The organism is Thermoplasmatales archaeon (genome assembly GCA_014361245.1).
Classification (GTDB): domain Archaea; phylum Thermoplasmatota; class E2; order UBA202; family JdFR-43; genus JACIWB01.
The window spans coordinates 1-22,486 of the sequence record JACIWB010000020.1; the positions used below are offsets into that span (position 1 = coordinate 1).

At 32.8% G+C, this 22,486-nt stretch carries 22 protein-coding genes and 1 tRNA gene; 12 read left to right on the forward strand and 11 right to left on the reverse strand.

Annotated features, from left to right (window positions below; genetic code table 11):
* The first annotated feature begins 66 nt into the window (after positions 1–66).
* From H5T45_04365 to H5T45_04380, 4 genes are all read left to right on the forward strand, one after another.
* On the forward strand, positions 67–513 hold the full coding sequence (locus H5T45_04365) for an HAD family hydrolase (protein MBC7128949.1): 447 nt from the start codon (positions 67–69) through the stop codon (positions 511–513).
* Between the two features lie 143 nt (positions 514–656).
* Positions 657–1,352: a hypothetical protein gene (locus tag H5T45_04370; GenBank protein MBC7128950.1), complete on the forward strand. Its 696-nt coding sequence runs from the start codon at positions 657–659 to the stop codon at positions 1,350–1,352.
* Between the two features lie 4 nt (positions 1,353–1,356).
* Entirely contained in the window at positions 1,357–1,596 is a 240-nt protein-coding gene (locus H5T45_04375) for a hypothetical protein (protein MBC7128951.1), read from the forward strand.
* Positions 1,597–1,639: 43 nt separating this feature from the next.
* Positions 1,640–2,470: a hypothetical protein gene (locus tag H5T45_04380; protein MBC7128952.1), complete on the forward strand. Its 831-nt coding sequence runs from the start codon at positions 1,640–1,642 to the stop codon at positions 2,468–2,470.
* Here the strand turns inward: H5T45_04380 and rfbD are convergent.
* The 4 genes from rfbD to H5T45_04400 are packed head-to-tail and all read right to left on the reverse strand — an operon-like array spanning position 2,465 to position 5,980.
* Complete coding sequence (gene rfbD / locus H5T45_04385; GenBank protein MBC7128953.1) at positions 2,465–3,316, reverse strand: dTDP-4-dehydrorhamnose reductase; 852 nt, start codon at positions 3,314–3,316, stop codon at positions 2,465–2,467. The two genes, H5T45_04380 and rfbD, sit on opposite strands and share 6 nt — an antisense overlap.
* 7 nt (positions 3,317–3,323) lie before the next feature.
* Positions 3,324–3,872: a dTDP-4-dehydrorhamnose 3,5-epimerase gene (gene rfbC, locus H5T45_04390; protein MBC7128954.1), complete on the reverse strand. Its 549-nt coding sequence runs from the start codon at positions 3,870–3,872 to the stop codon at positions 3,324–3,326.
* A gap of 48 nt (positions 3,873–3,920) precedes the next feature.
* The gene (locus H5T45_04395; GenBank protein ID MBC7128955.1) at positions 3,921–4,937 is read right to left on the reverse strand and encodes an SDR family oxidoreductase; all 1,017 of its coding nucleotides are present in this window, start codon (positions 4,935–4,937) and stop codon (positions 3,921–3,923) included.
* The gene (locus H5T45_04400; protein MBC7128956.1) at positions 4,934–5,980 is read right to left on the reverse strand and encodes a glucose-1-phosphate thymidylyltransferase; all 1,047 of its coding nucleotides are present in this window, start codon (positions 5,978–5,980) and stop codon (positions 4,934–4,936) included. The genes H5T45_04395 and H5T45_04400 overlap by 4 nt, the downstream gene beginning before the upstream one ends.
* Positions 5,981–6,086: 106 nt before the next feature.
* On the opposite strand from H5T45_04400, the gene H5T45_04405 reads away from it, so the two are divergent.
* Together H5T45_04405 and H5T45_04410 are read left to right on the forward strand one after the other, a co-directional pair.
* Complete coding sequence (locus tag H5T45_04405) at positions 6,087–7,343, forward strand: ATP-binding protein (GenBank protein ID MBC7128957.1); 1,257 nt, start codon at positions 6,087–6,089, stop codon at positions 7,341–7,343.
* Between the two features lie 36 nt (positions 7,344–7,379).
* Positions 7,380–8,372: a TIGR04084 family radical SAM/SPASM domain-containing protein gene (locus tag H5T45_04410; protein ID MBC7128958.1), complete on the forward strand. Its 993-nt coding sequence runs from the start codon at positions 7,380–7,382 to the stop codon at positions 8,370–8,372.
* Here the strand turns inward: H5T45_04410 and H5T45_04415 are convergent.
* On the reverse strand, positions 8,369–9,559 hold the full coding sequence (locus tag H5T45_04415) for a Zn-dependent exopeptidase M28 (GenBank protein ID MBC7128959.1): 1,191 nt from the start codon (positions 9,557–9,559) through the stop codon (positions 8,369–8,371). The two genes, H5T45_04410 and H5T45_04415, sit on opposite strands and share 4 nt — an antisense overlap.
* Positions 9,560–9,626: 67 nt before the next feature.
* Between H5T45_04415 and H5T45_04420 the strand changes: the two genes are divergently transcribed.
* Both H5T45_04420 and H5T45_04425 read left to right on the forward strand, forming a co-directional pair.
* A complete protein-coding gene (locus H5T45_04420) occupies positions 9,627–11,018 on the forward strand; it encodes a hypothetical protein (protein MBC7128960.1) in 1,392 nt (463 codons plus the stop codon).
* Positions 11,015–11,428: a YjbQ family protein gene (locus tag H5T45_04425; protein ID MBC7128961.1), complete on the forward strand. Its 414-nt coding sequence runs from the start codon at positions 11,015–11,017 to the stop codon at positions 11,426–11,428. Before H5T45_04420 ends, H5T45_04425 begins: the two co-directional genes overlap by 4 nt.
* On the opposite strand, the gene H5T45_04430 is transcribed toward H5T45_04425, so the two are convergent.
* Genes H5T45_04430 through H5T45_04440 form a run of 3 tightly spaced genes read right to left on the reverse strand, consistent with a single transcriptional unit; the run spans position 11,403 to position 13,894 of the window.
* A complete protein-coding gene (locus tag H5T45_04430; GenBank protein ID MBC7128962.1) occupies positions 11,403–12,023 on the reverse strand; it encodes a 2,5-diamino-6-(ribosylamino)-4(3H)-pyrimidinone 5'-phosphate reductase in 621 nt (206 codons plus the stop codon). The genes H5T45_04425 and H5T45_04430 overlap by 26 nt on opposite strands.
* A complete protein-coding gene (gene tpiA / locus H5T45_04435; GenBank protein MBC7128963.1) occupies positions 12,020–12,673 on the reverse strand; it encodes a triose-phosphate isomerase in 654 nt (217 codons plus the stop codon). The genes H5T45_04430 and tpiA overlap by 4 nt, the downstream gene beginning before the upstream one ends.
* Positions 12,674–12,685: 12 nt before the next feature.
* Entirely contained in the window at positions 12,686–13,894 is a 1,209-nt protein-coding gene (locus tag H5T45_04440) for a hypothetical protein (GenBank protein ID MBC7128964.1), read from the reverse strand.
* 69 nt (positions 13,895–13,963) lie between these two features.
* Here H5T45_04440 and H5T45_04445 point away from each other — a divergent pair.
* A tRNA-Asp gene (locus H5T45_04445) sits at positions 13,964–14,035 on the forward strand.
* A gap of 1 nt (position 14,036) precedes the next feature.
* Here H5T45_04445 and H5T45_04450 read toward each other — a convergent pair.
* The 3 genes from H5T45_04450 to H5T45_04460 are packed head-to-tail and all read right to left on the reverse strand — an operon-like array spanning position 14,037 to position 18,061.
* A complete protein-coding gene (locus tag H5T45_04450) occupies positions 14,037–16,229 on the reverse strand; it encodes an MMPL family transporter (GenBank protein MBC7128965.1) in 2,193 nt (730 codons plus the stop codon).
* A 25-nt stretch (positions 16,230–16,254) separates the two neighbouring features.
* Entirely contained in the window at positions 16,255–17,478 is a 1,224-nt protein-coding gene (locus H5T45_04455) for a PKD domain-containing protein (protein MBC7128966.1), read from the reverse strand.
* A gap of 19 nt (positions 17,479–17,497) precedes the next feature.
* A complete protein-coding gene (locus H5T45_04460) occupies positions 17,498–18,061 on the reverse strand; it encodes a transposase (GenBank protein ID MBC7128967.1) in 564 nt (187 codons plus the stop codon).
* A 20-nt stretch (positions 18,062–18,081) separates the two neighbouring features.
* On the opposite strand from H5T45_04460, the gene H5T45_04465 reads away from it, so the two are divergent.
* The 3 genes from H5T45_04465 to H5T45_04475 form a co-directional block, all read left to right on the forward strand.
* Entirely contained in the window at positions 18,082–19,152 is a 1,071-nt protein-coding gene (locus tag H5T45_04465; GenBank protein ID MBC7128968.1) for a DUF438 domain-containing protein, read from the forward strand.
* Between the two features lie 30 nt (positions 19,153–19,182).
* The gene (gene leuS, locus H5T45_04470) at positions 19,183–21,912 is read left to right on the forward strand and encodes a leucine--tRNA ligase (protein ID MBC7128969.1); all 2,730 of its coding nucleotides are present in this window, start codon (positions 19,183–19,185) and stop codon (positions 21,910–21,912) included.
* A gap of 220 nt (positions 21,913–22,132) precedes the next feature.
* A partial coding sequence (locus H5T45_04475) for a hypothetical protein (protein ID MBC7128970.1) occupies positions 22,133–22,486 on the forward strand: 354 nt, incomplete at its 3' end.

The following is a 22,486-nucleotide window of genomic DNA, read 5'->3' on the forward strand; positions in this document are numbered from 1 at the left end:
AGCGAAATTTATAACCCATGACTATAAATTCCGATAATTTTAAAACATTTTCCAAATTAATTTACAATGACCCCCGCCCTCTTCATAGACCGAGACGGCACAATAAACGCAAACGAGCCAGAATACCCACACAAACCAGAACATCTAAGAATTTATGAAGACGCAGTTGAGCTAATGAAAGAATACCAAAACAAGGGCTACTTAATCATAATCATAACAAACCAATCTGGCATAGGCAGGGGCTACTTCACTCTCGAACAAATGCAAGAATTCAATAACCTACTAATCAGCGAGCTGGCAAAAAGAGGAGTGAAAATAAACGCTCTCTACTTCTGCCCCCACACGCCCGCCGATAATTGCAATTGCAGAAAGCCCAAACTCGGCTTAATAGAGCAAGCAATGAAAGATTTCGAAATTGATTTAAAAAATTCTATAATTGTAGGAGATAGAGATGATATTGAAGGAGAAATGGCAAGGAAGTTGGGAATAAAGTTTATAAAGGTGGTGAGATGAAAATAGATTTTTTATTGATGGAATAGTAAAAAAGATTTAATTTAAAGCAAGCTGTTCTTAAATTATTAAAAAATTTTAAAAAAATTTAAATTTCATTGATAACTTTCTAAATGGATATGTCGCTTAAATCGGTTGCTTTGCTAATGTTCAATAAAAATGAAAATAAAGGAATTCTTAGAAATATTGAGCTTTTTAATGAGATAGTAAATGAAATCGTAGTGATTGATAGTTCTGACCCTGTGGAATTCGATGGATTAAAAGAAAATATTTCAAAAAGTGTAAAAATATACAGAGCTTTGCCATTAGGGCATCTAGAGCCTTTACTCGCTTTCGGAATAAAAAAAGTCAAAAGCGATTTTATTATAAAATTAGATGCGGATGATATTCCATCCAAAAACTTTATAGAAGAAGTAAAGAAGAAAGAGTTTCGTGAGGGATGCTATAGCCTTTTAACCAAAGAGCTTCCTAATGGTATAGAGCACTACAGGCCAGGTTGCATTTTTTCAAAAGATGCAATATCAGAGATTACTGGAATCATTCACTTTGGGATCAAATTCAAGACCCCGATGAAACCCTTCTCTAAAAAGAGCCATGTATCACATCCACCTAAAGAAGGGATAAACCCATCATATTTAGAGATCGAGAGTTATGAAAGACCTTTTCCTATTTTTATAGAAATGATAAAAGAAAGAAGAAAGACATTTGGAGAAATAATTAGAATTCTTTCTAATTTTCCTAAAATGGAGAAAAATTTGTTTTTTTTTGGTTGGGATTGGAGAGAGTATACTTGGAAAAACACTAAACATAGAAAGATGGAAAATCTTAATCTCATATTATAATGAAATGTTTAACTTCTTTCAAAATCTTCCAAAAGAAGAAAAAGAAAAAAGATTAAAGATAGCCCAAGAGATACATAAATGTGGAGGACCAATCCCATATTTGGGATTAGATAATGAAAAAAGAGTTGAATATCTCACTAAAACTTTTAAATGGGATCTTCCTGGAATAGAAGTATTTAGAAGATTGATAGAGTACAGATTTAATAACGGCAAACCCGCCTATAGTTTTCCTTATAATTTCTAAATCAATGGCAAAAAATTTAAATGAAATAAATTTTCTTCCATAGATGAAAATAATCCATTTCAACAAGAAAAAAGAAAATAATCCAGAATTATTAAATATTGTTGTTCCTACAAAATCTGTAGAAGGCAATCTTTTTAAAAATCTTATGAAAAGTATAGATGAAAACATAAAAGATTTAGAAATGGATGTTGTTGTTTCTGCTGTGGAATCAAGTGGTCCAGAATTTCGCTTTTCAAAATCAGTAAATGCTGGTGTAGAAAGCCAAGATGCAGATTATTATCTCAATGTTAATGATGATGTTATTATCTCTCAAGGTTCTTTAAAAAAAGCAATAGAAAATATGAAATCAGTTAAAAATTTAGGTTTGCATGGCGCTGTTTTAAGACGCCCAAGTGGATGGATGCAACACGCAGGCGTTGGATGCATTAAGCCAGATAAATTAAATAAAGATTTTATCAAGTGGGTATTTAATTTGTTACTCTTGCCAGCTCCATTTTATATGGTAAGAAGTTTTATTGAATATAAACAAAAAAATTATCTTCCTCTTTATCATTATTCAAGAATTGATAAACATCATAAAGGTGTAGTAACCGGTGCATTCCATCTTTTCGACAAAGATACTTATGAAAAAACAGGTGGATATGATGAAAATTATAAAATGGGTGGAGAAGATTTTGATTTCTGTTTAACTGTAATAAAAAATAAGAAAAAAATTAGGTTAGATGAAAAAGTTTGTGGAATTCATTTGGAGAAAGCCGCTGGTATAAGGTACGATAAAATTTATATAAAATCTACTAACGAATATTTCTATAACAAATGGTCCGCTGAAACAATCATTAACCTCATTGATGATAATGGTCTTCTTTTCCTATAATTTCAAATCTTCTTTTATATATCTCTTAAGAGCATCTTCCCAGTCTGGCATTTTTAAACCAATTTTTTCAATTTTTTTATTTTTTAATGCAGAAAACAATGGTCTTTTAGCTATTAATTTAAGTTGATCTGATTTTATAGGATTTACCTTTATATCCATCTCCATTATTTCAAAAATTTTTTTAGCAAATTCATACCAGGAGCAAAATCCATTATTAACCATATGATAAATTCCAAAAGATGGCTCAATATCTAAAAACTTTTTTAGTGTTACAGCAACATCTTTTGTATATGTTGGGCTCATGATTATATCATCTACCACATTTATTGGTTCCTTATTATTTGCTTTTTTAATCATATTATTAACAAAATTTCCGCCTTTTCCACTTGCGCCAGCTTTGCCATAAAGGCTTGCAACCCTGATAACATAATATTTTTTTGAATAATTACAAGTTATAATTTCTCCTCCATATTTACTTATCCCATATATGTTGATTGGATTTGGTATATCTTCTTCTGTATATGGCTCTTTTTTTCTTCCATCAAAAACAAAATCAGTGCTTATATAAACATTTATTGCATCTATTTCATTACAAATTTTTGCAACATTATATGCTCCAAATGTATTTACATTAAATGTTTTTTCAGGGTATACTTCACAATCATCTACTTTGTGGAATGCAGCTGTATTTATTACTGTGTCTGGTTTTATTTCTTTTAAAATCTTTAACCCTTCCAAATTTGTTACTTCAACTTCTTCGTGGGTTAATGGAATCGCATCTTCCCCAAATTCCTTTGCAATATCACTTCCCAGCTGACCTTTTGCACCAATTATTGCAACTTTCATATTTCCTCTAGAAAATTTTGCCAAGCTCTTTTAGTGTCGGCCATTTTTTATCTTTTTCTGAGAGTATTGGTTCCTCTATAGGCCATTCAATATTTACATCTGGATCATTCCATATTAATCCCCCTTCACTCTCTGGAGCAAAAATATTATCTACTTTGTACAAAACTTCTACTCTTTCAGTTAGAGATGCAAACCCATGTGCAAATCCTCTTGGTATATACACCATATATTTATTACTTTCAGAAAGAATAACACCTACATATTTTCCATAGGTTGGGGAATTGCTCCTTAAATCCACTGCCACATCATATATTGCTCCTTTTACACATCTTACCAATTTAGCTTGTGCATATGGGGTTTTTTGGAAGTGCAACCCTCTTATTACCCCTCCACAAGACATTGAATGATTATCTTGGACAAATTCTCCTTTTATGCCAGCTTTTTCAAAATGACTTTTAACATAACTTTCCATAAAAAATCCTCTATTATCATAGAAAACTTTTGGTTTTACAAGAATTACATCTGGTATTTCCATTCTTTTAAATTCAAATGGCATTTTCTCACTCCTAACAAATAATGGTTAATTCTTTTTAAATTTTTCTTACTAAAGAATTACGCCATTTATCTCTATATCTTTTAAAATTTTCTGAATCTCTATTAGATATTTGTACCACTCAACTGTTCTAGTTTTTATATCATCTTTTATTCTGCCTTCTTCTAAAGCATCTCTAATTTCAACCGATGCATATGCTGGATCATATTTAGGAGTAAAATTAAGCACTTTTTTTATTTTTGTGAAATCTACTCGATATGATCTCTTATCTGGATCTCCATATTTTTCATATTTTAATTCAAGATTTAGAGCGTTAGATATAATTTTTGCAAGAGTAAAAATTTGATAATTTTGTTCATTTGAACCAACATTAAATATTTGACCATTAACTTTATCCACCTCTGCTTCAAGAACCATTATGAAGGCATTTGCAGTATCTTTTACATAAACAAGTGGTCTCCATTGCTTTCCATCTCCCATTATTCTTAATTTTCCTTCTTTCCATAAATTTAAGGTCATTAAATTTACTACAAGATCGAATCTCATGCGAGGTGAAAGACCATATACTGTTGCTTGTCTAAGGGCTGTAACAGAAAAATTTTTGTCTGCTAAACCAAGGGTGTCTTCCTCTGCCAACCTGTTTGCTTTAGCATATGTTGTGAGAGGATTTACTCTGGAATTTTCATTTACAGTTTCTTCTTGAAATCCATAAACGCTACAAGATGATGCAAGTATATATCTATCAACGCCATATTTTTTGGCGAGATTCGCAACCCTAACTCTCCCTTTGTAATTTATCTCCATTGTTTTAGAGGGATCTAACTCACCAGCTGGATCATTAGAAAGAGCTGCTAAATCCATTACACAATCCACATCATTAAGGATATTAGGTTCAAACCATCTTATATCATCTTTTATTATCTCTAGTTCATTATTTCCTTCTAGATGGGAAAGAGTATTGCCAAAGAAAAATCGATCTAAACATTTTACCTTATATCCCTTTTCCAATAGCATTTCTACTAGCACACATCCTATATATCCTGCTCCCCCTGTTACTAAAACTTTCATAATAACACCTCGGAATTATCCCCTATTACAAACTTAAATCCTTGTGGTAAGCTATATTTTTTTCTTATTTTGACTCCCTTCCCTATAAGAGATTCCACTATCTTACCTGCTCTAATAAGTTTGCAGTCATCCATAATTACTGAATCTTCTAATTCTGTTTCTTCTATTTCACAATTATCCCCTATGCTAGTATAAGGCCCTACAAAAGAATTCTTGATTAAACAATTTTTTCCTATAACAACAGGACCTTTTATTATAGATTTTTCATCTATAATTGTATTTTCTCCAATTTCTACTCTCCCATTTATTCTATCACCAATTATATTTCCTCTTATTTCATCCAGCACAAGCCTATTTGCATGTAAAATATCTTCTGGTTTGCCAGTATCTTTCCACCATCCTTCCACAATTCCTGCTTTAATTTTATAATCATGATCCATAATCCACTGCAAGGCATCGGTTATTTCATATTGATTTCTCCATGAAAGCTTTATTTCACGAACTGCATCAAATATTACTTTACGGAAAAAATAGATTCCTATTACAGCCAGATTTGTAGGAGGATTTTTGGGTTTTTCAATAAACTTTACAATTTCTCCTTTTTTATTCAATTCCACAATACCAAACTCCTGTGGATTTGGAACTCTGGCAAGAAGGATGCTGGCTTCGTAACTACTTTCCTCAAATTCTTCAACATATTTCTTTATTCCTCCTTTCAATATATTGTCACCTAAATAGGTAACAAAAGGTTCATCGCCTATATATTCCTCTGCTATTTTTATTGCATGTGCAATTCCTTTTGGTTCATCTTGAATAATGAATTCTATTTTTGCATCAAAGTTTCTTCTATTAATAGCTTCTATAACCTGCTCCCTATTTGGTCCAATTATTATTCCAATGTCTCTTATTCCTGCTTCTATTAAATCTTCTATGGCATAAAACAATATTGGCTTATTTGCAACAGGAATAAGATGTTTTTGCTGTGAATATGTTAATGGCCTGAGCCTTGTTCCTAAACCCCCAGCAAGTATTAACCCTTTCATTTTAATAAGATATATTTTTGCTAATTTATAAATTTAATTGATTTAAATTTTTATTTGCATTCTAATTGCAAATATATTTAAATATTGATTTGCAATATAATTGCATATGGAAAGTCAAAATCCATGGTGGTATGGAGAAATTGATAAGAAATATGAAGAATGGAGGAGCTCTCCTGTTAAATGGATCCCTCCTATAGTAAAAGATTTTAAATTTAGACCATTTTCTTTAAACTTTTTAGTGGGCCCAAGACAAGTTGGAAAAACCACTGCGTTAAAAATTTTTATTCATCACTTTCTTTTACCAAAAGTTTCCCCAAAATCAATCTTTTATTTTTCTTGTGAGGAACTAACGAATTTTAAAGAATTGAAAGAGGTTATAGATAACTATCTTGCTTTCAAAGAAACAAATAAAGTTTCTTCTTCTTTTATAATTCTCGATGAAATAACTTTTGTGGAAGATTGGTATAGGACAATAAAACTGAAAATAGATGAAGGAGCTTTTAAGAAAGATGTAATAATAATCAGTGGTTCAGCCAGTTTAGAACTTTTAAAACAAAAAGAATATTTTCCTGGAAGAAGGGGTTATGGAAAAGACATAAATTTCTATCCAATGAGCTTTTCTGATTATCTCACTTCTCTAAAAAACATCAAAACAGAAAGAACAAATCTAGAAGATATAGAAAGAGCGATGAAGGGAAATAAAATTCAAATAAGCATCATAAAGCGTTTTTTTGCAAATTACTTACTAACGGGTGGTTTTCCCTTGCCAATTGTAGAGTTTTTCTCTACTGGAAAGATTTCTTTTGATACAAGAAAAATTTATATAGATTGGCTAAGAAATGATTTCAGAAAACTAAAAAGAAATGAAAACTATATGAAGGAAGTTCTAGCTTATATAATAAATGCAAGATGTAATCCAGTTAGCTGGCTAAGCGTTTCAAAAGAAACTTCTATTGCCTCACCTCATACAGCAAAAGCTTATTTAGAAGATTTGGAAAATTTATTTATTATCAAAGTTTTAAATCTAATTTCACCTGATTTAAAAGTGCTTTATAGGAAGAATAAAAAAATTCATTTTATTGATCCTTTCCTTTACACAACAATTTGTGAATTTGTGAGAATGAAGCTTTTTGAAGAAGCAATGCTTGAATCTGTTGTTGCAGCCCACATAGCAAGAAAATATGAAACATTTTATTGGAGAAATAAGAAAGAAGTTGATATTGTTGTTAGGTTGGGTGAAAAACAATTTGGCATAGAAGTTAAAACCGCCGCCCGCAGCTGGCTAAGCCCCAAGCATTTAACCAAGACTTTTCTATTAACTAAAGAAGATATTCCACTCTTCCTAAGCAGTATCGATGTTTAGAGCATAAAAATTTTTAACTTTTCTCTTTTTTCTTTCATGCTTTACATAATAATAGTTACTCCTATTTGCAACATGAACTGCATATATTGCGGGGGAAGCTTGCATAACATGCCAGATGAAATAAGTTATGGAAATGATGAAATTTTTGATTTCATAAGCAAGGATAGAGATGCAATTGTTGCTTTTTATGGTGGAGAGCCAACTCTTAAGACAGAAAAAATTAAGGAAATGATTGATATTCTTCCAGCAAAAAAATTTGTTTTGCAGACAAATGGCTTTTTTATTGAAAAGCTGGGCGATTATATCCATAAGCTCAATTCAATTTTGCTTTCAATAGATGGAAGAAAGGAAATAAACGATTTTTATCGCTTCGATGGAAGTTATGAAAAAGTTATGAAAGCATTGAATTTTTTAAAAGATAATTGCTATGAAGGAGAGATAATTGCAAGAATGGTTGCATCATATAAAACAGATATATACGAGGATGTAAATCATTTATTGAAATTTTTTCCATATGTTCACTGGCAACTCGATGTAATATGGAGCAATTTATGGAAGCTGAATGATTTCAAAAAATGGAGCATATCATATAAGAGAGGAATAAAGAAATTGCTCGATGAATGGATTGAAAATAAAAATGGAATCGTGCCTTTTCTTGGAATTGCGAGCAGGATTTTAAACCGCAAAGATGGACTGCCCTGCGGCGCAGGGAAGGATGCGGTAACAATTACTACCGATGGAAAAATACTTGCATGCCCTATTGCTCCTGAATTTGATTGGAATTTTTTGGGCAATTTTAAGGGTTTCAGGAAAATTGAAATAGGTGGGCCATGCAAAAATTGTAATTATTACAGAATTTGTGGAGGGAGATGCCTGTTTTTTAATAAAGAAAGATTATGGGGTGAAGATGGCTTCAATGAAGTATGCAAACTGACAAAATTTTTGATAGATGAAATTTATAAAAATATTGATAGGATAGGATATGTAAGATATCCTGAGTATAACAACACCACTGAAATAATTCCTTAAATTGAAAATATAATAAATCTTACTTCATCTTTTTGAGTATTGTTGTAAAAATCATATGCAATCGCCTCTACTTTATGCAAAAATAAAATTCTTTCATCAATTGAATAATTGTAAGGTGCCTCTTCATCAACTTTTTTGATCTCTCCATCTAAATAAAATTCAACTCTGGCTATGCCACTTTCATTATCAAAAGCAGTTGCCTCAACTGTTATCCTGCCAATTATAAGGGAGTAATTCATTCTAATAGGAATAATTTCCTTATCATTGAAGTATAGATAGCCAGATTTTGGCTTTTCTATATGGACGCTTGGCTTTATATAATCCTCTTTCAATTTTGCCATCTCAACCAGCGTTCCAACGATAAGGCGAGCAACTCTTGTTGCATAACTCAAATCAATTTTATCAATTGTGTCTTGCGGGCTATGATAATAAGGATTGAATTCATATTCAAAGAAAAATGTTGCATTGTATCCATATCTTATAAACGAATGGTGGTCACTATATGGCTGGCTTCTCTCCCTGTATATTTCAAGCCCAATAATATCCTCATATTTCCTACTTATATTTATTGATAAATTTGTTATCCACATCGATGAATTTGTTTCTTGAATAATTACCCTTTTCCTTCCATTCTCGCTTTTTGCATATCCTATCATATCAGCATTAAGCACTCCAACTATGCTCTCATTTCTCTCCCTTGCTAATCTTGCATATTCATGGCTTCCAAGCAAACCCTGCTCCTCACCAGAAAATGTAACAAATCTTATAGTATGCTCAAAATTATAATTCCTCAAAACCCTGGCAGCAACAAGCACCGCAGCAACACCAGAGGCATCATCGTCTGCGCCCGGCGAGTTTGGCACGCTATCATAGTGGGCACAAACTATGAAAATTTGCTCATCCCCTTTTATTTCTCCTTCTATGTTATAATCCTTATAGCTTGAGTATTCCCATTGAATTTTTCTTGCTGGAACATATTTCTGAAATTCTTGAAGGATATAATTTCCTGCATCATTGCACGCTTTTGAACCAGTTACTCTTGGTCCAAAATTCTGCAAGGCAAGGATATATTCCTCAACAATTTCTTCTGTTATTTCTTCTAAAATGCTATCTTGTGCTTCTGAATATATGACAAAGTTTGGAAATATCAAAATAAGAAGGACTGCAAATGCTAATATTCTTTTCATATTCATGAATAAATTTTTTGTATTTAATACTATCAATAAAAATTTAAACCCTGTTTATATTAACATCATGAAGAAAATCATTGCAATAATGATTGTGGGAATTTTTCTGGCAACAGCATTTGTATCTGGAATAAAAAGCAATGAGGGATATGATTTACTAATAATATACCCAGAGGAATTTTATACTCCTTTAATTCCTTTCATATCCCATAAAGAAAGCCATGGAATAAAGACAATAGCAGTTGGATTAAATGAAGTTTATAGCCATCCTTCAACAGAGAGGGGAAGAGATGATGCTGAAAAAGTGAAGTATTTCATTAAAAATGCTTATGATGAATGGAAAATAAAATATGTTCTGCTTGTAGGAGGAAGAAAAGCTGGGCTAAGGGAAGAGTGGCACATGCCAGTTAGATATGTTTATTTGGATGATAAAAGCAACTGGGAAAACAGATATTTGAGCGATTTATATTTTGCTGATATATATGATTCAAATGGTTCTTTTTCATCCTGGGATACAAATAACAATGGCTACTATGGGGAATGGACTGGAAGCAGTGCTGAAGATTATGGAATAGATTTAATTCCTGAAGTTTCCGTTGGAAGATGGGCAGCCCGAAATGCTTTTGAAGTTGAAATAATGGTATCAAAAACAATAGAGTATGAAACAAATACATTTGGAAAGGATTGGTTTAAAAAATTAATATGCGTTGCTGGAGATACATATCCAGAAATATACAATCCACAATGGAAGGGATATGAAGGTGAAGAGGGATGCGAGAGAGCAATTAGTTGGATGCCTGGATTTGAACCAGTAAGGCTATATGCCTCGCTTGGCACTTTTACTGGCCCAAGAGATGTTATAAATGCCATAAATAGCGGTGCTGGCTTCCTTTTCTTTGATGGGCATGGCTCCCCAATGAGCTGGGCAACGCACGCCCCAAACAGTGAGGAATGGATAGATGGGCTGAATACAAGAAATATGATTTTACTTAAAAATAAGGATATGTATCCTATCTGCGTAGTTGGAGGATGCCATAACAGCCAATTTAACATAACAATATTCAACTGGCTAAGGATATTTGAGGGAATTAATAAATGGATTGAATACATATGGAAAGGAGAGACTGGCTATGAATGCTGGAGCTGGTGGCTAACGCGCAAGATAAACGGTGGAGCTATAGCAACTCTTGGATACAGTGGTTTGGGATATACTAAGGAGGATAAAAATTTCACTGGAGAAGCAACTGAATGGCTCGATACCCATTTCTTCTGGGAATATGGAATAAATGGAACTACATATCTTGGAGAAATATGGAAAAATGTGATAAGCAACTTTTTGAAAGAATATCCAATTGACTGGAGCCAGCCAGCTGGAAGCTTCTCTTCAATTGACTGCAAAACAGTTCAGGAATGGATTTTGCTCGGTGATCCAAGCCTTAGGATAGGTGGATATGAATGATTTATAAGGATTTCATTAAATTAAAAACAAGGAGCGATGAAATAATTGACATAACTGCAGAAGTTCAAAAAATTGTTGAAAAAAGTGGAATAAAGGATGGAATTGCTTGCATTTTCTGTCCTGGCTCAACAGGTGCAATAACAACAATAGAATATGAAGATGGGCTAATTTACGATTTAAAAAATGCAATGGAAAGAATTGCACCAAAAAATGCATATTATAAGCATGAAGAGAGATGGCATGATGGAAATGGTCACAGCCATATAAGGGCAAGTATAATAGGAGCAAGTTTGTCATTGCCAGTGGAAAATGGAGAAGTTATGCTTGGAACATGGCAGCAAATTGTTTTCATTGAATGCGATGTAAGGAATAGAGAAAGAAAGATTATTGTTCATGTTTTTGGAGAATAACAAGAAAACCTTCCTCTATTTTTCTAATTTCTTTTATTCTCATTTTAATTATTTCATCAATTTCCTCTATCAGCGGCACACCTTCCTTTCCAATAAATATTGGGGAAAAAAATATTCGCATTTCATCTACTATACCTTTCTTTAAAAATTCTGTTATTACGCCTGCTCCTCCTTCAACAAGCAATTTCCTTATCCCCTTTTCATATAAAACTTCCATCAACTTAACTATATCAACCCTACCATCTCCGCATTTTATTACTTCCAAATTTCCTTCTTTAAATTCCTTGCGTGCTGTAACAACAATTGTCTTTCCTTCCTGGCGGAGCATGCTGGCTTGCGGGGGCATGCGGAAGTTGCTGTCGAGAACAATCCTTATTGGATGCTTTGGGTTTTTTACATATTTTTCCTTTACTGTAAGTTTCGGATCATCTGCCAATACTGTTCCTATGCCAACCAAAATTGCATCGCATTCATTCCTTAATTTATGAACTCTTTCTTCATCCTTTTCATTTGATATTTTCAAAGGTTTTTTTTGGGCAAGAGCAATCCTTCCATCAAGAGAGGATGCACAATTTATTATTACATAAGGCCTCATATCATCGCCTTTGCAAACTCAGATAATATTTTTTCTCTATCTTTTGCTTTAACAACACCGCTTGCAACAAGAATTCCATCAGCACCAAGCTCAATTGCCTTTTCAACATCACTTGCTTTTTTTATTCCCGCACCACATAAAATTTTGCATGGCTTTACAACTTCAACAGATTTTTTTATAACTTCTGGCTTTGCCTCACTTACAGATATATCCCCTCCTATAAGTTCAGGTGGCTCAACAGCAACATAATCTGGCTCCAAGCAAGCAACAGATTTTGCAACATTTAAATTGCTTGCACAAACAATGCTAACGAGTCCAATTTTTTTCCCTATTTCAACACATCTTGCAATCTCCTCAATTTTCATCCTGTGCTCTGAATGATTTAGAAGCGTGCCATCCGCACCCGCCCGCTTCACCGCCAGCGGGGAGATAAAGCCAGTATATGCCCCGCTTTCAATTGCATCAACATGCTGGGAGAGAACTTTTATTGAAGTATTTGATTTAATTAGAAATATATCTGTTGGCTGAACCGCTATTGCCATCTCCACGCCATATTCTTTTCCTATTTTCTCCATTATTTTTGCAATTTCAAGAGCTTTTCCCCATATTGCTTCTTCATATGCCTTTGTATTTACAACTATTATGCCCATAGTGTAAAAACTTTAATTCATTAAATCTTTTCTTATTTTTGAAAAATAAAATGAAAAGCTCAATGGATTTATGCCTATATTCAATCCAAAAATGAAATTCAGAAGATAAGAAGCGAGGAGAAAATTTATTGAAGAATTTGAGAGATAAATTTTTAGCATGAAATATTCAAAAATGCTTACCTGTCTCTCTATTTCTATTTCACATCTCCCGATTTCTCCATTGCTATCGTAAATTTTCCCAGGAGATTCATAAAGTATCAATTTTTTCCAGTAAGAAGAGGAAAGATTATCCAAATATATATGAGAAATATTATCCATCTCAAGTATAATAACTTCATCGCTCTCAATCTTTATTTTTGTCGGTATAAATGCTCCTTCAAGATAAATTCCATCTAAATAATCTACTTTTAAATTCTTAAATTCATTAAACTTTCCATCATAGATATATAAAATTCCAAAATCAAGCCCGCTTATCCAGAAAGGTATTTTTCCAAAGAAAATTGCCCTTCCATCATAAAGCCATCCCCAACTCCAGTCATATCCAAATGGATTGTCAGAAGATACGCCAAAATAAGAAAATGAAAAATCGTTTTTACCCCACCATTTAAAAATTCTCAAATAATTTTTAATTGTCTCATAAGAGAAATTTGCCATCGGCTTATTATAGCTCCAGTTTCCCCATACATGCTCGAAATATGCAATTCCTTCAAAATCTTTTATGCTTCCATAGAAATCTATCCATCCCCAAGCCCTGCATTTCGGAATAAAAAGATAAAAGCAGTAGCCAGAGCCAATCGGAAGCAACCCATCAGATACAATTTTTTTTGGAGAAATCGCTTCTAAATAAATTCTAACCGCTACCCCTTTATTTTCAAGATGAAATGTATAGTGGGGATAATTTCCGCTGAGTGATGAATTTTTATAGGTTATGTTTAGTCCTTCCCCAAATTTTATTTCCTCTATCCCATCCTCATAACTGCTGAGATTATAAACTATTTTATCATCATGATTAAATATTGTAAAGAAAAGATTTGCTGCTGGTGTTTCTTTTTCATATTCAATAGATGCTGTTATGCTGTAATTTTTATCTGCTTTTATAAATGCATCAACATTCCACCACTCTCGCACGCAATCATGAGGAAAATCATCATTTTCGTTTTTTGTTGATATATTCAGAGGGATAAACAGTATGCAAACGAGCAAGGTGATTAATTTTTTCATAAAAATAAAAAGAAAATCAATAAAATATTTTTTGGGGAAAATTTTTTAATTAATATGCATATACATTTAGCCCCGGTGGTGTAGCGGTTATCATGTGGGCCTGTCGAGCCCACGACCCGAGTTCAAATCTCGGCCGGGGCGCCTATTTCCATGTTTCAATTAATTTTCCATCCCTCAAAGAATAGAAGGAGGCGAGGGTAAATATTGAGGCAATGCATGCAAATACAAGCATTGATAGGACAAGAATTATGAACTGACTTATCATCCCATATTCCATCAAAAGTATCGGCATTCCTCCAGCAACAAGTGCAATTGTTGCTTCAACAAGTGATGGAGTTTTTTTGGCAAGGGCTGCTTTTATTGCCTGCAAACCACTCTTGCTTTTTACTTCATCCCTAACCCTTTCTGTAATATGGCATGCAAAATCTATTCCTGAACCAATTGCAATTGATGCAACCGTGACTGTTGATACATTTAGGGGAATATTGAAGGAGAAGAGCAATATTGGTTGCCAGAAGATAAGAAATACTATTGGTAATGCAGTAAATGAGGCATATCTGAAAGAGCGATATATAATAAGTAGAGTAAGATATACTGCAATCAACGAAATAAACATGAATTTGAATTGCTGATCCATTAACATTTCATTTATTTCAACTGTAATTGCAGATAACCCAGCCAAATTGCTTATTTTTCCATATTCCTTAACTTCTTCATTTATCTGCATTATTATCTGATTTACTGTTACAACAATTCTCTTTGTCTCTCCAACATCCATTACTGGCATTTCAACATACATCAATGACTTGCTATAATTTTTATTTAACATCATTACTTTATATTGCTCTGGCATTCTATCAACAACATTTTTAACTTCTTCTTTTGTATCTGGTAACTTATTATTGTTCAATCTTTTTATTACATCAACTACTGAATAAACAGTTACATTTACAACCCCTCCATTAATTATTTTTTCCATATCATATATTTTTTTCAGAAAATTGGGTTCAAGAAGTCCTTCTTCTTTACTTTCTATAAGAATTACACCACTCTGCCCGCTGTCAAATTTTTCTGAATATTCCATCATTACCTGCATACTCCCCATCTTCTGAGGCATCATTTCCCATACAGAATTTCTTGTCTGCACATTTGGTATAGAAACAATAGAAATAACTGAAATTAAGATAATAATCAAAAAGATATGCTTCCTGTATTTTGTCAAGTTCGCAAGCCTGCCAAACTCAACCTTCATTGCCTTCCTTGGCTTTAATAAAAGCAAAAGACACGGCACAAGGATAATTGTCGCAATGAAGCAATACGCAACACCAATAAAGAATGCCAGCCCCATGTTGGCGATCGGCGGCATGCTCGATGTGAGCAAGGATGCAAAGCCTATGATTGTTGTGATTGCTGAGAGAAATGTTGCCTTTCCTGTTGTTGAAATCATTTTTTTAATGCTTTCCTCATCGCTTTTTGTTTCTATAAGCTCGAGATAGTGATTTATCACATGCAAGGAATAAGAAATTCCATATGCTGCAAGAAGTGGAATTACCGCTATTACAGTTGGAGCAAATTCTATCGGCATCAATCCCATTGTTCCAAAAGTTAAGCCAATACAATATAGAACAGGTAGAATGGCTATAACTACTATTTTTAAATCTCTATGGAAGGAAAAAAGGACTATTGTTATGAATAAAAGAGAAAAAATCGATATTGGATATATTCTTTCCATTATCCAGTTTATTGTTTCAGTATATAGAGTAAGCATTCCAGTTGGATAAAATTTTGTTTTTGTTGTTGAGCTTGCTATTGGATAAACTTTTTCCTCAAGCAATGAATTAACATCTATTCCTTTCTGGGTTGTAACTATTATAACACCATTTTTATTATCTTCTGAGATTAGCATTCTTTTTATTTCATCTGGTATAAAATTTAATAAAAAATTTACAGATAACTGGCTTTCTGGTATTTCATCCTTGCCAAAAATAGGAATATATGCATTTGTTGATTTTAAAAGGGAGGAAATGCTTGAAGTATAAACAACTCCGTCCTCCATACCTTCCTTTGGATTTAATGCATTTTCAACTGCATAAATTTCTTTTAAGGAAGATATGCTTGTTATATTTGTTGAATTTATATATAGCATTAAAGAATCAATCGGCCATTCTTTTCTTATTTCTTCAAGCAACTTAACGCTTGGCTGGTCAGAAGGCATATATACTTCAATATCTGGAGTTATTGTTACTCTTAGCCCCTGTATTGAGATAATTATAGTGATTAATGTAAATAAAGCAACTGTAATTTTTGGTCTTTTAAATAGGTATTCAAACAGCATTCATACCATTATCCTATTTTTCTATTTAAAATCTTTTTTTAATTGCAATAAAGAGGGCAATAAGAATAAGAAAAATTTCAAATCCAGGTGTCTTTCCTTCGCTTTTTACCTCTATTATTTTTGTTGCTACCGTTTCTTCTCCATATTTATCTATAACTGTAAGCTTTACTGTATATTTTCCAGCTTTACTATATGCATGTGTTGGATTTGTTTTATTGCTTGTTGTCCCGTCTCCAAAATCCCAGTAGTAAGCAAGAATTCCGTCTTCATCGCTTGCCTCAGCCCTGAAAGAAATGCTTTCTTTAACATTTGAAGTGTTCTGGCAGATTATGCTTGCTGAGCCCGGCTTGTTTGTGCGAAGATTGTAATTGAAATTTGTGAGGTTGATAACTAAGTTACTTGATATTTTAATTCCCTCATCATCTATGGTATCTCTGTTTATCATTTTTTCAATCATTCCCTTATCAGAGTTCCAGAGCAATGTTGTATTCTCAAAATTCATTATTGGAACAGGATAGCCCATTACATCTATTGTTATTTCTCCTATAAATGGAATATAATCAGAGAGAATTGTGGCTGTATTTCTTCCAGTATCTGTGCATTTAAATTTTAGTTCAACAGGAATACTTTCTTCTGAGTTTGTAGTAATATATCTTGCTGTGCAATTTGCCCACCATTCCTCGCCTTCATTTATTGGAAAATTCAAGAAATTTAAAGGAGGCATATAAGTTACTTCTGTTTCATTTGTTGCCCTTATTGTCTGATTTTTTAATCCAAAGGCATTTAAAACAACATCTGGCACACCTGGGGCATCTATAACAATATCTATCTTTAAATCAGTTAGCAAATCACTTTCCGCAACCGCAATTTCTTTTGTTGTAAGATATGTCTGCCCGCTTGCGCTAACATTCATATTTATGTTTGCATATAACCTATAAACCTTATCTTCATACGGTAATTTCGCGTTTATCAGCCCTCCTCCATTTATGTAGCTATTTACATCAAGCAAATAGCAAACAACCGGCGTATTGTTCAAAATTTTCAAAACAGTATCATTTACATTCACTTTTACAATTATAACTATTGTTATTTCTCCCTCTACATCCATATTTATTGATTCATCGCTCAATTTTATTGAATAGCTCATATCTCCCTTATAATCCCACGAATCACCTATGCTCCAAGATGGCGCATCAATTGCAGTCGCAAGTGGCATGGCAAGCACAATAGCTAAAGCAATCCATTTCATGCTTGTTTATTGTAATACCCTATAAATTTTTTTTGATTAAGATGCTGTGTTGCATAACCATTTCCTCTATTACCCAAATTTTACTATGATTATGCAAATTCCTATTTTTCCAAATAGGAATTCCTGTCATATCATAGTAAATCATTGCATTGTAGAAAATATACTTCAATTTTGCCTCGTGATACATATTTTCCTTCTTTGTGGCTCTCACAAATTCTCCAAATTTTCTCTTTACAACAGAATGAGGTATCTCGCTATACCATCTCTTACAATAATCATAGTTATCCTTCCATTTTTCATATCCCAATTCATGAAATTCCTTTGCATATTTCTTTCTTGGATTTTCACTTCTTGCTGTTGGAGGAGGTTTTCTAACCTTTATTACGGGCTTGATGTTGTATTCTTCAGATATTCTAAAACTTTCATTTGAATCATATGCAGCATCTGCATTTATCTGAATAACTTTCCCTCCTTTATTCTCAACATTTTCAATAGATTGCTCAGCCAATTCACCAAATTTTGCATTGTCGTGTGTTTTTTCATCCGTTATTTCCAGTGCAACAATCTGGATTAAGATATTTATACATGTTTTTAATTAAATTCATGGAAGCATTTGGAGATAAAAAGGGTATTTTGAAAAGCATAATCAAGCAGATTCATGAAGGAGCGGATATTGAAGAAGTTAGGGATAAATTAAAAGAAGTTATGAAGGATTTAAAAGCAAGTGAAATTGCTGAAGTTGAGCAGGAATTGATAAATGAAGGAATTCCAAGAGAAGAAATTCATAAATTATGTGACATTCATCTCTCCCTTTTTAAAGAGAGAATTGAAAAAGAAATTTCTCTGCCAGATTGGCATCCAGTAAAAATTTTGATGAAGGAGCATGAAAAAATTGAAGAAGCAATAAAAAATGGAGACATAGAACTATTAAAAAAATCTGAAAAGCACTATTTGAGAGAGGAAAACATCCTTTTCCCATATTTAGAAAAGCACGGCATTGTTGAGCCGCCCGCCATCATGTGGAGGGAGCATGATAAAATAAGGGAGATGGAAAAGGAGATATTTATGGGTAAGAAGGAAAAAATAAAGGAACTTGGGGAGGCGGTAAAAAGCCATTTTTACAAAGAGGATAAGATACTTTTTCCAACAGCTATTGATGTTTTAAGCAATGAAGAATGGAAGGAAATAAGGGAGCAATTTGATGAAATTGGATATTTTGCCTTTGAGCCAGAGAAAATGGCTATAGAAATTAAAAAGGAATTTAAGGAAGGGGTTATAAATTTTGAAACAGGTGAAATGAGGGCTAATGAAATTGAGGCAATGCTGAATACAATTCCATTTGATATTACTTTTGTTGATAAAGATGATACTGTAAAATATTTCAATCAATCCAAGGATAGAATTTTTGTTAGAACAAAAGCCATAATTGGAAGAAAAGTTCAGAATTGCCATCCAAGCAAAAGCGTGCATATTGTAAATAAAATAATTGATGAATTCAAGAAAGGAAAAAGAAATGAGGCAAGCTTCTGGATTGATGTGAATGGAAGGAAAATATTGATAAGATATTTTGCTGTTAGAAAAAATGGAGAATATGTTGGAACAATAGAAGTTACCCAGGATATAACAGATATAAAGAAAATAGAAGGAGAAAAAAGATTGCTTGACTGGGAATAAAATTATATAATACGCTTTTTTTCCTTTTTGATGGATTTTGGAGAAATAGAAAGGAAATGGCAGAAGAAATGGTATGAAGAAAAAATATATGAGGCGAAAAAGGAAAGAGGAAAAAAATTTTTTATACATTTTGCCTATCCTGGAATTTCTGGCTACCTGCATGTAGGGCATATGCGCGGTTTTACTTACGCAGATATAATAGCAAGATACAAAAGAATGCAGGGATATGATGTAATTTTTCCCGCAGGCTTCCATGCGACGGGCTTGCCAGCGGTAAGTCTTGCTAAAAAAGTTGCTCAGGGTGATGAAAAAACAATTGAATATTTGAGAAGAAATGGATGCCCTGAGAAAGTGATAAAAAAGTTAGCTGATGCAAGGGAAGTTGTTAAATATTTCAGCAATGTATATGTTGAAAATTATTGGAAAAAATTTGGCTTTTTAATTGATTATACCCGCCTCACGGATACAATATCTGATGGATACAAAAAATTTATTCAATGGCAGTTCAAAAAGCTTAGGGAAAAAAATCTTCTGGTGCAGAAGCCTCATTTCGCTCCTTTCTGCCCAAATTGCGGACCAGTTGCAGTGGATAAATCTGAAACAGATATATCTGAAGGAGGGGATGCTGAAATTCTTGAATTTGTTGTTATAAAATTTAAGTTTGATGAAAAAATTTTGCCAGCAGCAACCCTGCGCCCCGAAACAATTTTTGGAGTAACAAATATGTGGATTAATGGAAATGAGAAATATGTAATTGCAAAAGTGGGCAAGGAGGAATGGATTGTATCTGAAAAGGGATTTAAAAAATTATCTTTCCAGTTTGAAAATGTTAAAAAAATAGGAGAAATAGAGGGAAAAGAAATTGTTGGGAAAAAATGCATTGCTCCTTTCATAAATAGGGAAATTCCAGTTCTCCATGCAGATTTTGTTGATGTTAATATTGCAACAGGCATTGTAATGAGTGTTCCAGCCCATGCCCCCTATGATTATGTTGCATTATCTGATGCTGGCATGCCAGTAGAGCCAATTAGAATAATTGATTTGCAGGGTTATAAAATTCCTGCAAAAGATATTGTTGAAAAAATGGGAATAAAAAATCAAATGGAAAAAGAAAAACTTGATGAGGCAACTGAGATAATATATAAGGAAGAATTTCATAAAGGAATATTAAACGAAAATTGCGCTGATTATGCAGGAAGAAAAATAAATGACGCAAAGGAGGAAATAAAGGAGGAAATGATTTCAAGAGGAGATGCAGAAATAATGAGGGAATTTTCAAAAAGAGTTGTCTGCAGATGCGGAGAAGAAGTAGTGATTAAAAATATACCAGAGCAATGGTTCATAAAATATAGCGATTTTGGGCTAACTGAAAAAAGCAAGGAATGGATAAAAAATATGAATATTTATCCAGCTGAATATAAAGAGGAGCTTCCAAAAATTCTTGATTGGTTTGGAGATAGGGCTTGCGTCAGGCAGGGCTCATGGCTCGGCACGCCATTTCCTTTTGATGAAAAATGGATTATTGAACCAATTTCAGATTCAACAATATATCCCGCTTATTATATAATTTCGAAATATATAAATGAAGGAAAAATAAGTAAGGAAGAGATTAATGATGAATTTTTTGACTATGTTTTTCTTGGAATAGGTAAGGAGAAAAATGAAATATGGAAAAAAATAAGGGAGGATTTCATTTACTGGTATCCAGTAGATATAAATTTAGGAGGTAAAGAGCATAAAACAGTTCATTTTCCAGTTTTTATAATGAATCATGTTGCAATATTTCCCCAAGAATTTTATCCTCGTGGAATATTCGTAAATTGGTGGGTCACTGGAAAACAAGAAAAAATTTCTAAATCGAAAGGAGGAGCTGAGCCAATACCAGAAGCTGCAAAAATTTATGGAGTAGATGCAATGAGGTTATACTATGCAAATGCAAGTTCGCCTTTTGCAGATATAGAATGGGATGGAAGCAGTGTTGAGCAATATAAAAAAAGGCTCATAAAATTATATCAGCAGTTCAACGAGCTTGTTAATTTAAATGGAAGAGAAAAGGAGATTGATAGATGGCTTTACTCAGCTTTTAATAAAAAATTGAGGGAAGTGATGGAAGCAATGAATGAATTTGATTTAAGAAAAGCATCGATGATAACATTTTTTGATATTCCAAACATTTTCAGCTGGTATGCCAGAAGGCAGGGGGAGGCGAGCATAATTAAATTTTTAAAAAAATGGATTGCAATGATGGCTCCATTCACTCCCCATATTGCAGAGGAAATGTGGGAGAAAATTGGCGATGGCTTGGTTTCGCTTCAAAGCTTTCCAAAGCATGAGGAAATTGAGGAAAGAATAATAAAGGCGGAGGAAATTTTGATAAAGACAATTGAGGATATAGAGGAAATAAGAAAGGTTACTGGAATTAGGGGAGATAGAATATATATTTATGTTGCTTCTGAATGGAAATGGAAAATTGCTGAAATTGCAACAGAAATGGGAAAGAATATTGATATTAAAATATTATTTGAAGAAGCAAAGAAGATGAATGTTGATATGAAGGAAGCAAGTAGGTTTATACCCAAAATTGTTGAAGAAGTAAAAAGAGAGGAATTTTTTTACATAGATGAAAAAAAATATTTTGAGTATGCAAAAGATTTTATGGAAAAAGAATTGAATGCAAAAGTGGAAATATACAGCGAGGAGGAGGATAAGGAAAAAAAGAAAATTGCGATGCCTTATAGACCAGCTATTTATATATTGTGAGAAAAATAAAAAGAGAAAAAATGTGGAAAAGCTATTATCCATGCCCAAATATTAAAGTCAATTTTCATTTTTACTCCAGATATCCTTTTCAAATAGCAAAGCAAAGCTTCTCTTATTAATAGCATATTCAAAAAAGGTGATGTAGCGTAGTTACTGAAAAAATTTGGTAAAGTATTTTTATAGAATTTTCTTATAGGTAAATTAGTTGGGAGGGGAAAAAATGCAACACCCTAAGAAGAAAAAATTGTGTAAGCTTTCTCCTAATATCTTAGTAGAGGCTATACAAACATTTTTAGAAAAAGAATATGACGGGAAAAAATACGATGAAGCAGAAAGATGCCCCCACTGCAAATCAAAGAATTTTTATCTACACAGTTTTAGAAAAAAGACATTTTGTATTTTAATAAAAGAAAATGGATTTAAAGAAATAGATGTTAAAATAGGAGTATTTAGATGCAAAAACTGCAATAAATTCTTTGTTGCATTGAATACACCTTTCTATCAAGGATGTAAATATGGAAAGCCTATAGTTGACCTCTGTTTATGGATGACAGCTTCAATGCCATATAATAGA

Coding starts and splice junctions, on each gene's coding strand:
- H5T45_04365 (MBC7128949.1), top strand. CDS start 67: ATGACCCCCGCCCTCTTCATAGACCGAGACGGCACAATAAACGCAAAC.
- H5T45_04370 (MBC7128950.1), top strand. CDS start 657: ATGTTCAATAAAAATGAAAATAAAGGAATTCTTAGAAATATTGAGCTT.
- H5T45_04375 (MBC7128951.1), top strand. CDS start 1,357: ATGTTTAACTTCTTTCAAAATCTTCCAAAAGAAGAAAAAGAAAAAAGA.
- H5T45_04380 (MBC7128952.1), top strand. CDS start 1,640: ATGAAAATAATCCATTTCAACAAGAAAAAAGAAAATAATCCAGAATTA.
- rfbD (MBC7128953.1), bottom strand. CDS start 3,316: ATGAAAGTTGCAATAATTGGTGCAAAAGGTCAGCTGGGAAGTGATATT.
- rfbC (MBC7128954.1), bottom strand. CDS start 3,872: ATGCCATTTGAATTTAAAAGAATGGAAATACCAGATGTAATTCTTGTA.
- H5T45_04395 (MBC7128955.1), bottom strand. CDS start 4,937: ATGAAAGTTTTAGTAACAGGGGGAGCAGGATATATAGGATGTGTGCTA.
- H5T45_04400 (MBC7128956.1), bottom strand. CDS start 5,980: ATGAAAGGGTTAATACTTGCTGGGGGTTTAGGAACAAGGCTCAGGCCA.
- H5T45_04405 (MBC7128957.1), top strand. CDS start 6,087: ATGGAAAGTCAAAATCCATGGTGGTATGGAGAAATTGATAAGAAATAT.
- H5T45_04410 (MBC7128958.1), top strand. CDS start 7,380: ATGCTTTACATAATAATAGTTACTCCTATTTGCAACATGAACTGCATA.
- H5T45_04415 (MBC7128959.1), bottom strand. CDS start 9,559: ATGAAAAGAATATTAGCATTTGCAGTCCTTCTTATTTTGATATTTCCA.
- H5T45_04420 (MBC7128960.1), top strand. CDS start 9,627: ATGAAGAAAATCATTGCAATAATGATTGTGGGAATTTTTCTGGCAACA.
- H5T45_04425 (MBC7128961.1), top strand. CDS start 11,015: ATGATTTATAAGGATTTCATTAAATTAAAAACAAGGAGCGATGAAATA.
- H5T45_04430 (MBC7128962.1), bottom strand. CDS start 12,023: ATGAGGCCTTATGTAATAATAAATTGTGCATCCTCTCTTGATGGAAGG.
- tpiA (MBC7128963.1), bottom strand. CDS start 12,673: ATGGGCATAATAGTTGTAAATACAAAGGCATATGAAGAAGCAATATGG.
- H5T45_04440 (MBC7128964.1), bottom strand. CDS start 13,894: ATGAAAAAATTAATCACCTTGCTCGTTTGCATACTGTTTATCCCTCTG.
- H5T45_04450 (MBC7128965.1), bottom strand. CDS start 16,229: ATGCTGTTTGAATACCTATTTAAAAGACCAAAAATTACAGTTGCTTTA.
- H5T45_04455 (MBC7128966.1), bottom strand. CDS start 17,478: ATGAAATGGATTGCTTTAGCTATTGTGCTTGCCATGCCACTTGCGACT.
- H5T45_04465 (MBC7128968.1), top strand. CDS start 18,082: ATGGAAGCATTTGGAGATAAAAAGGGTATTTTGAAAAGCATAATCAAG.
- leuS (MBC7128969.1), top strand. CDS start 19,183: ATGGATTTTGGAGAAATAGAAAGGAAATGGCAGAAGAAATGGTATGAA.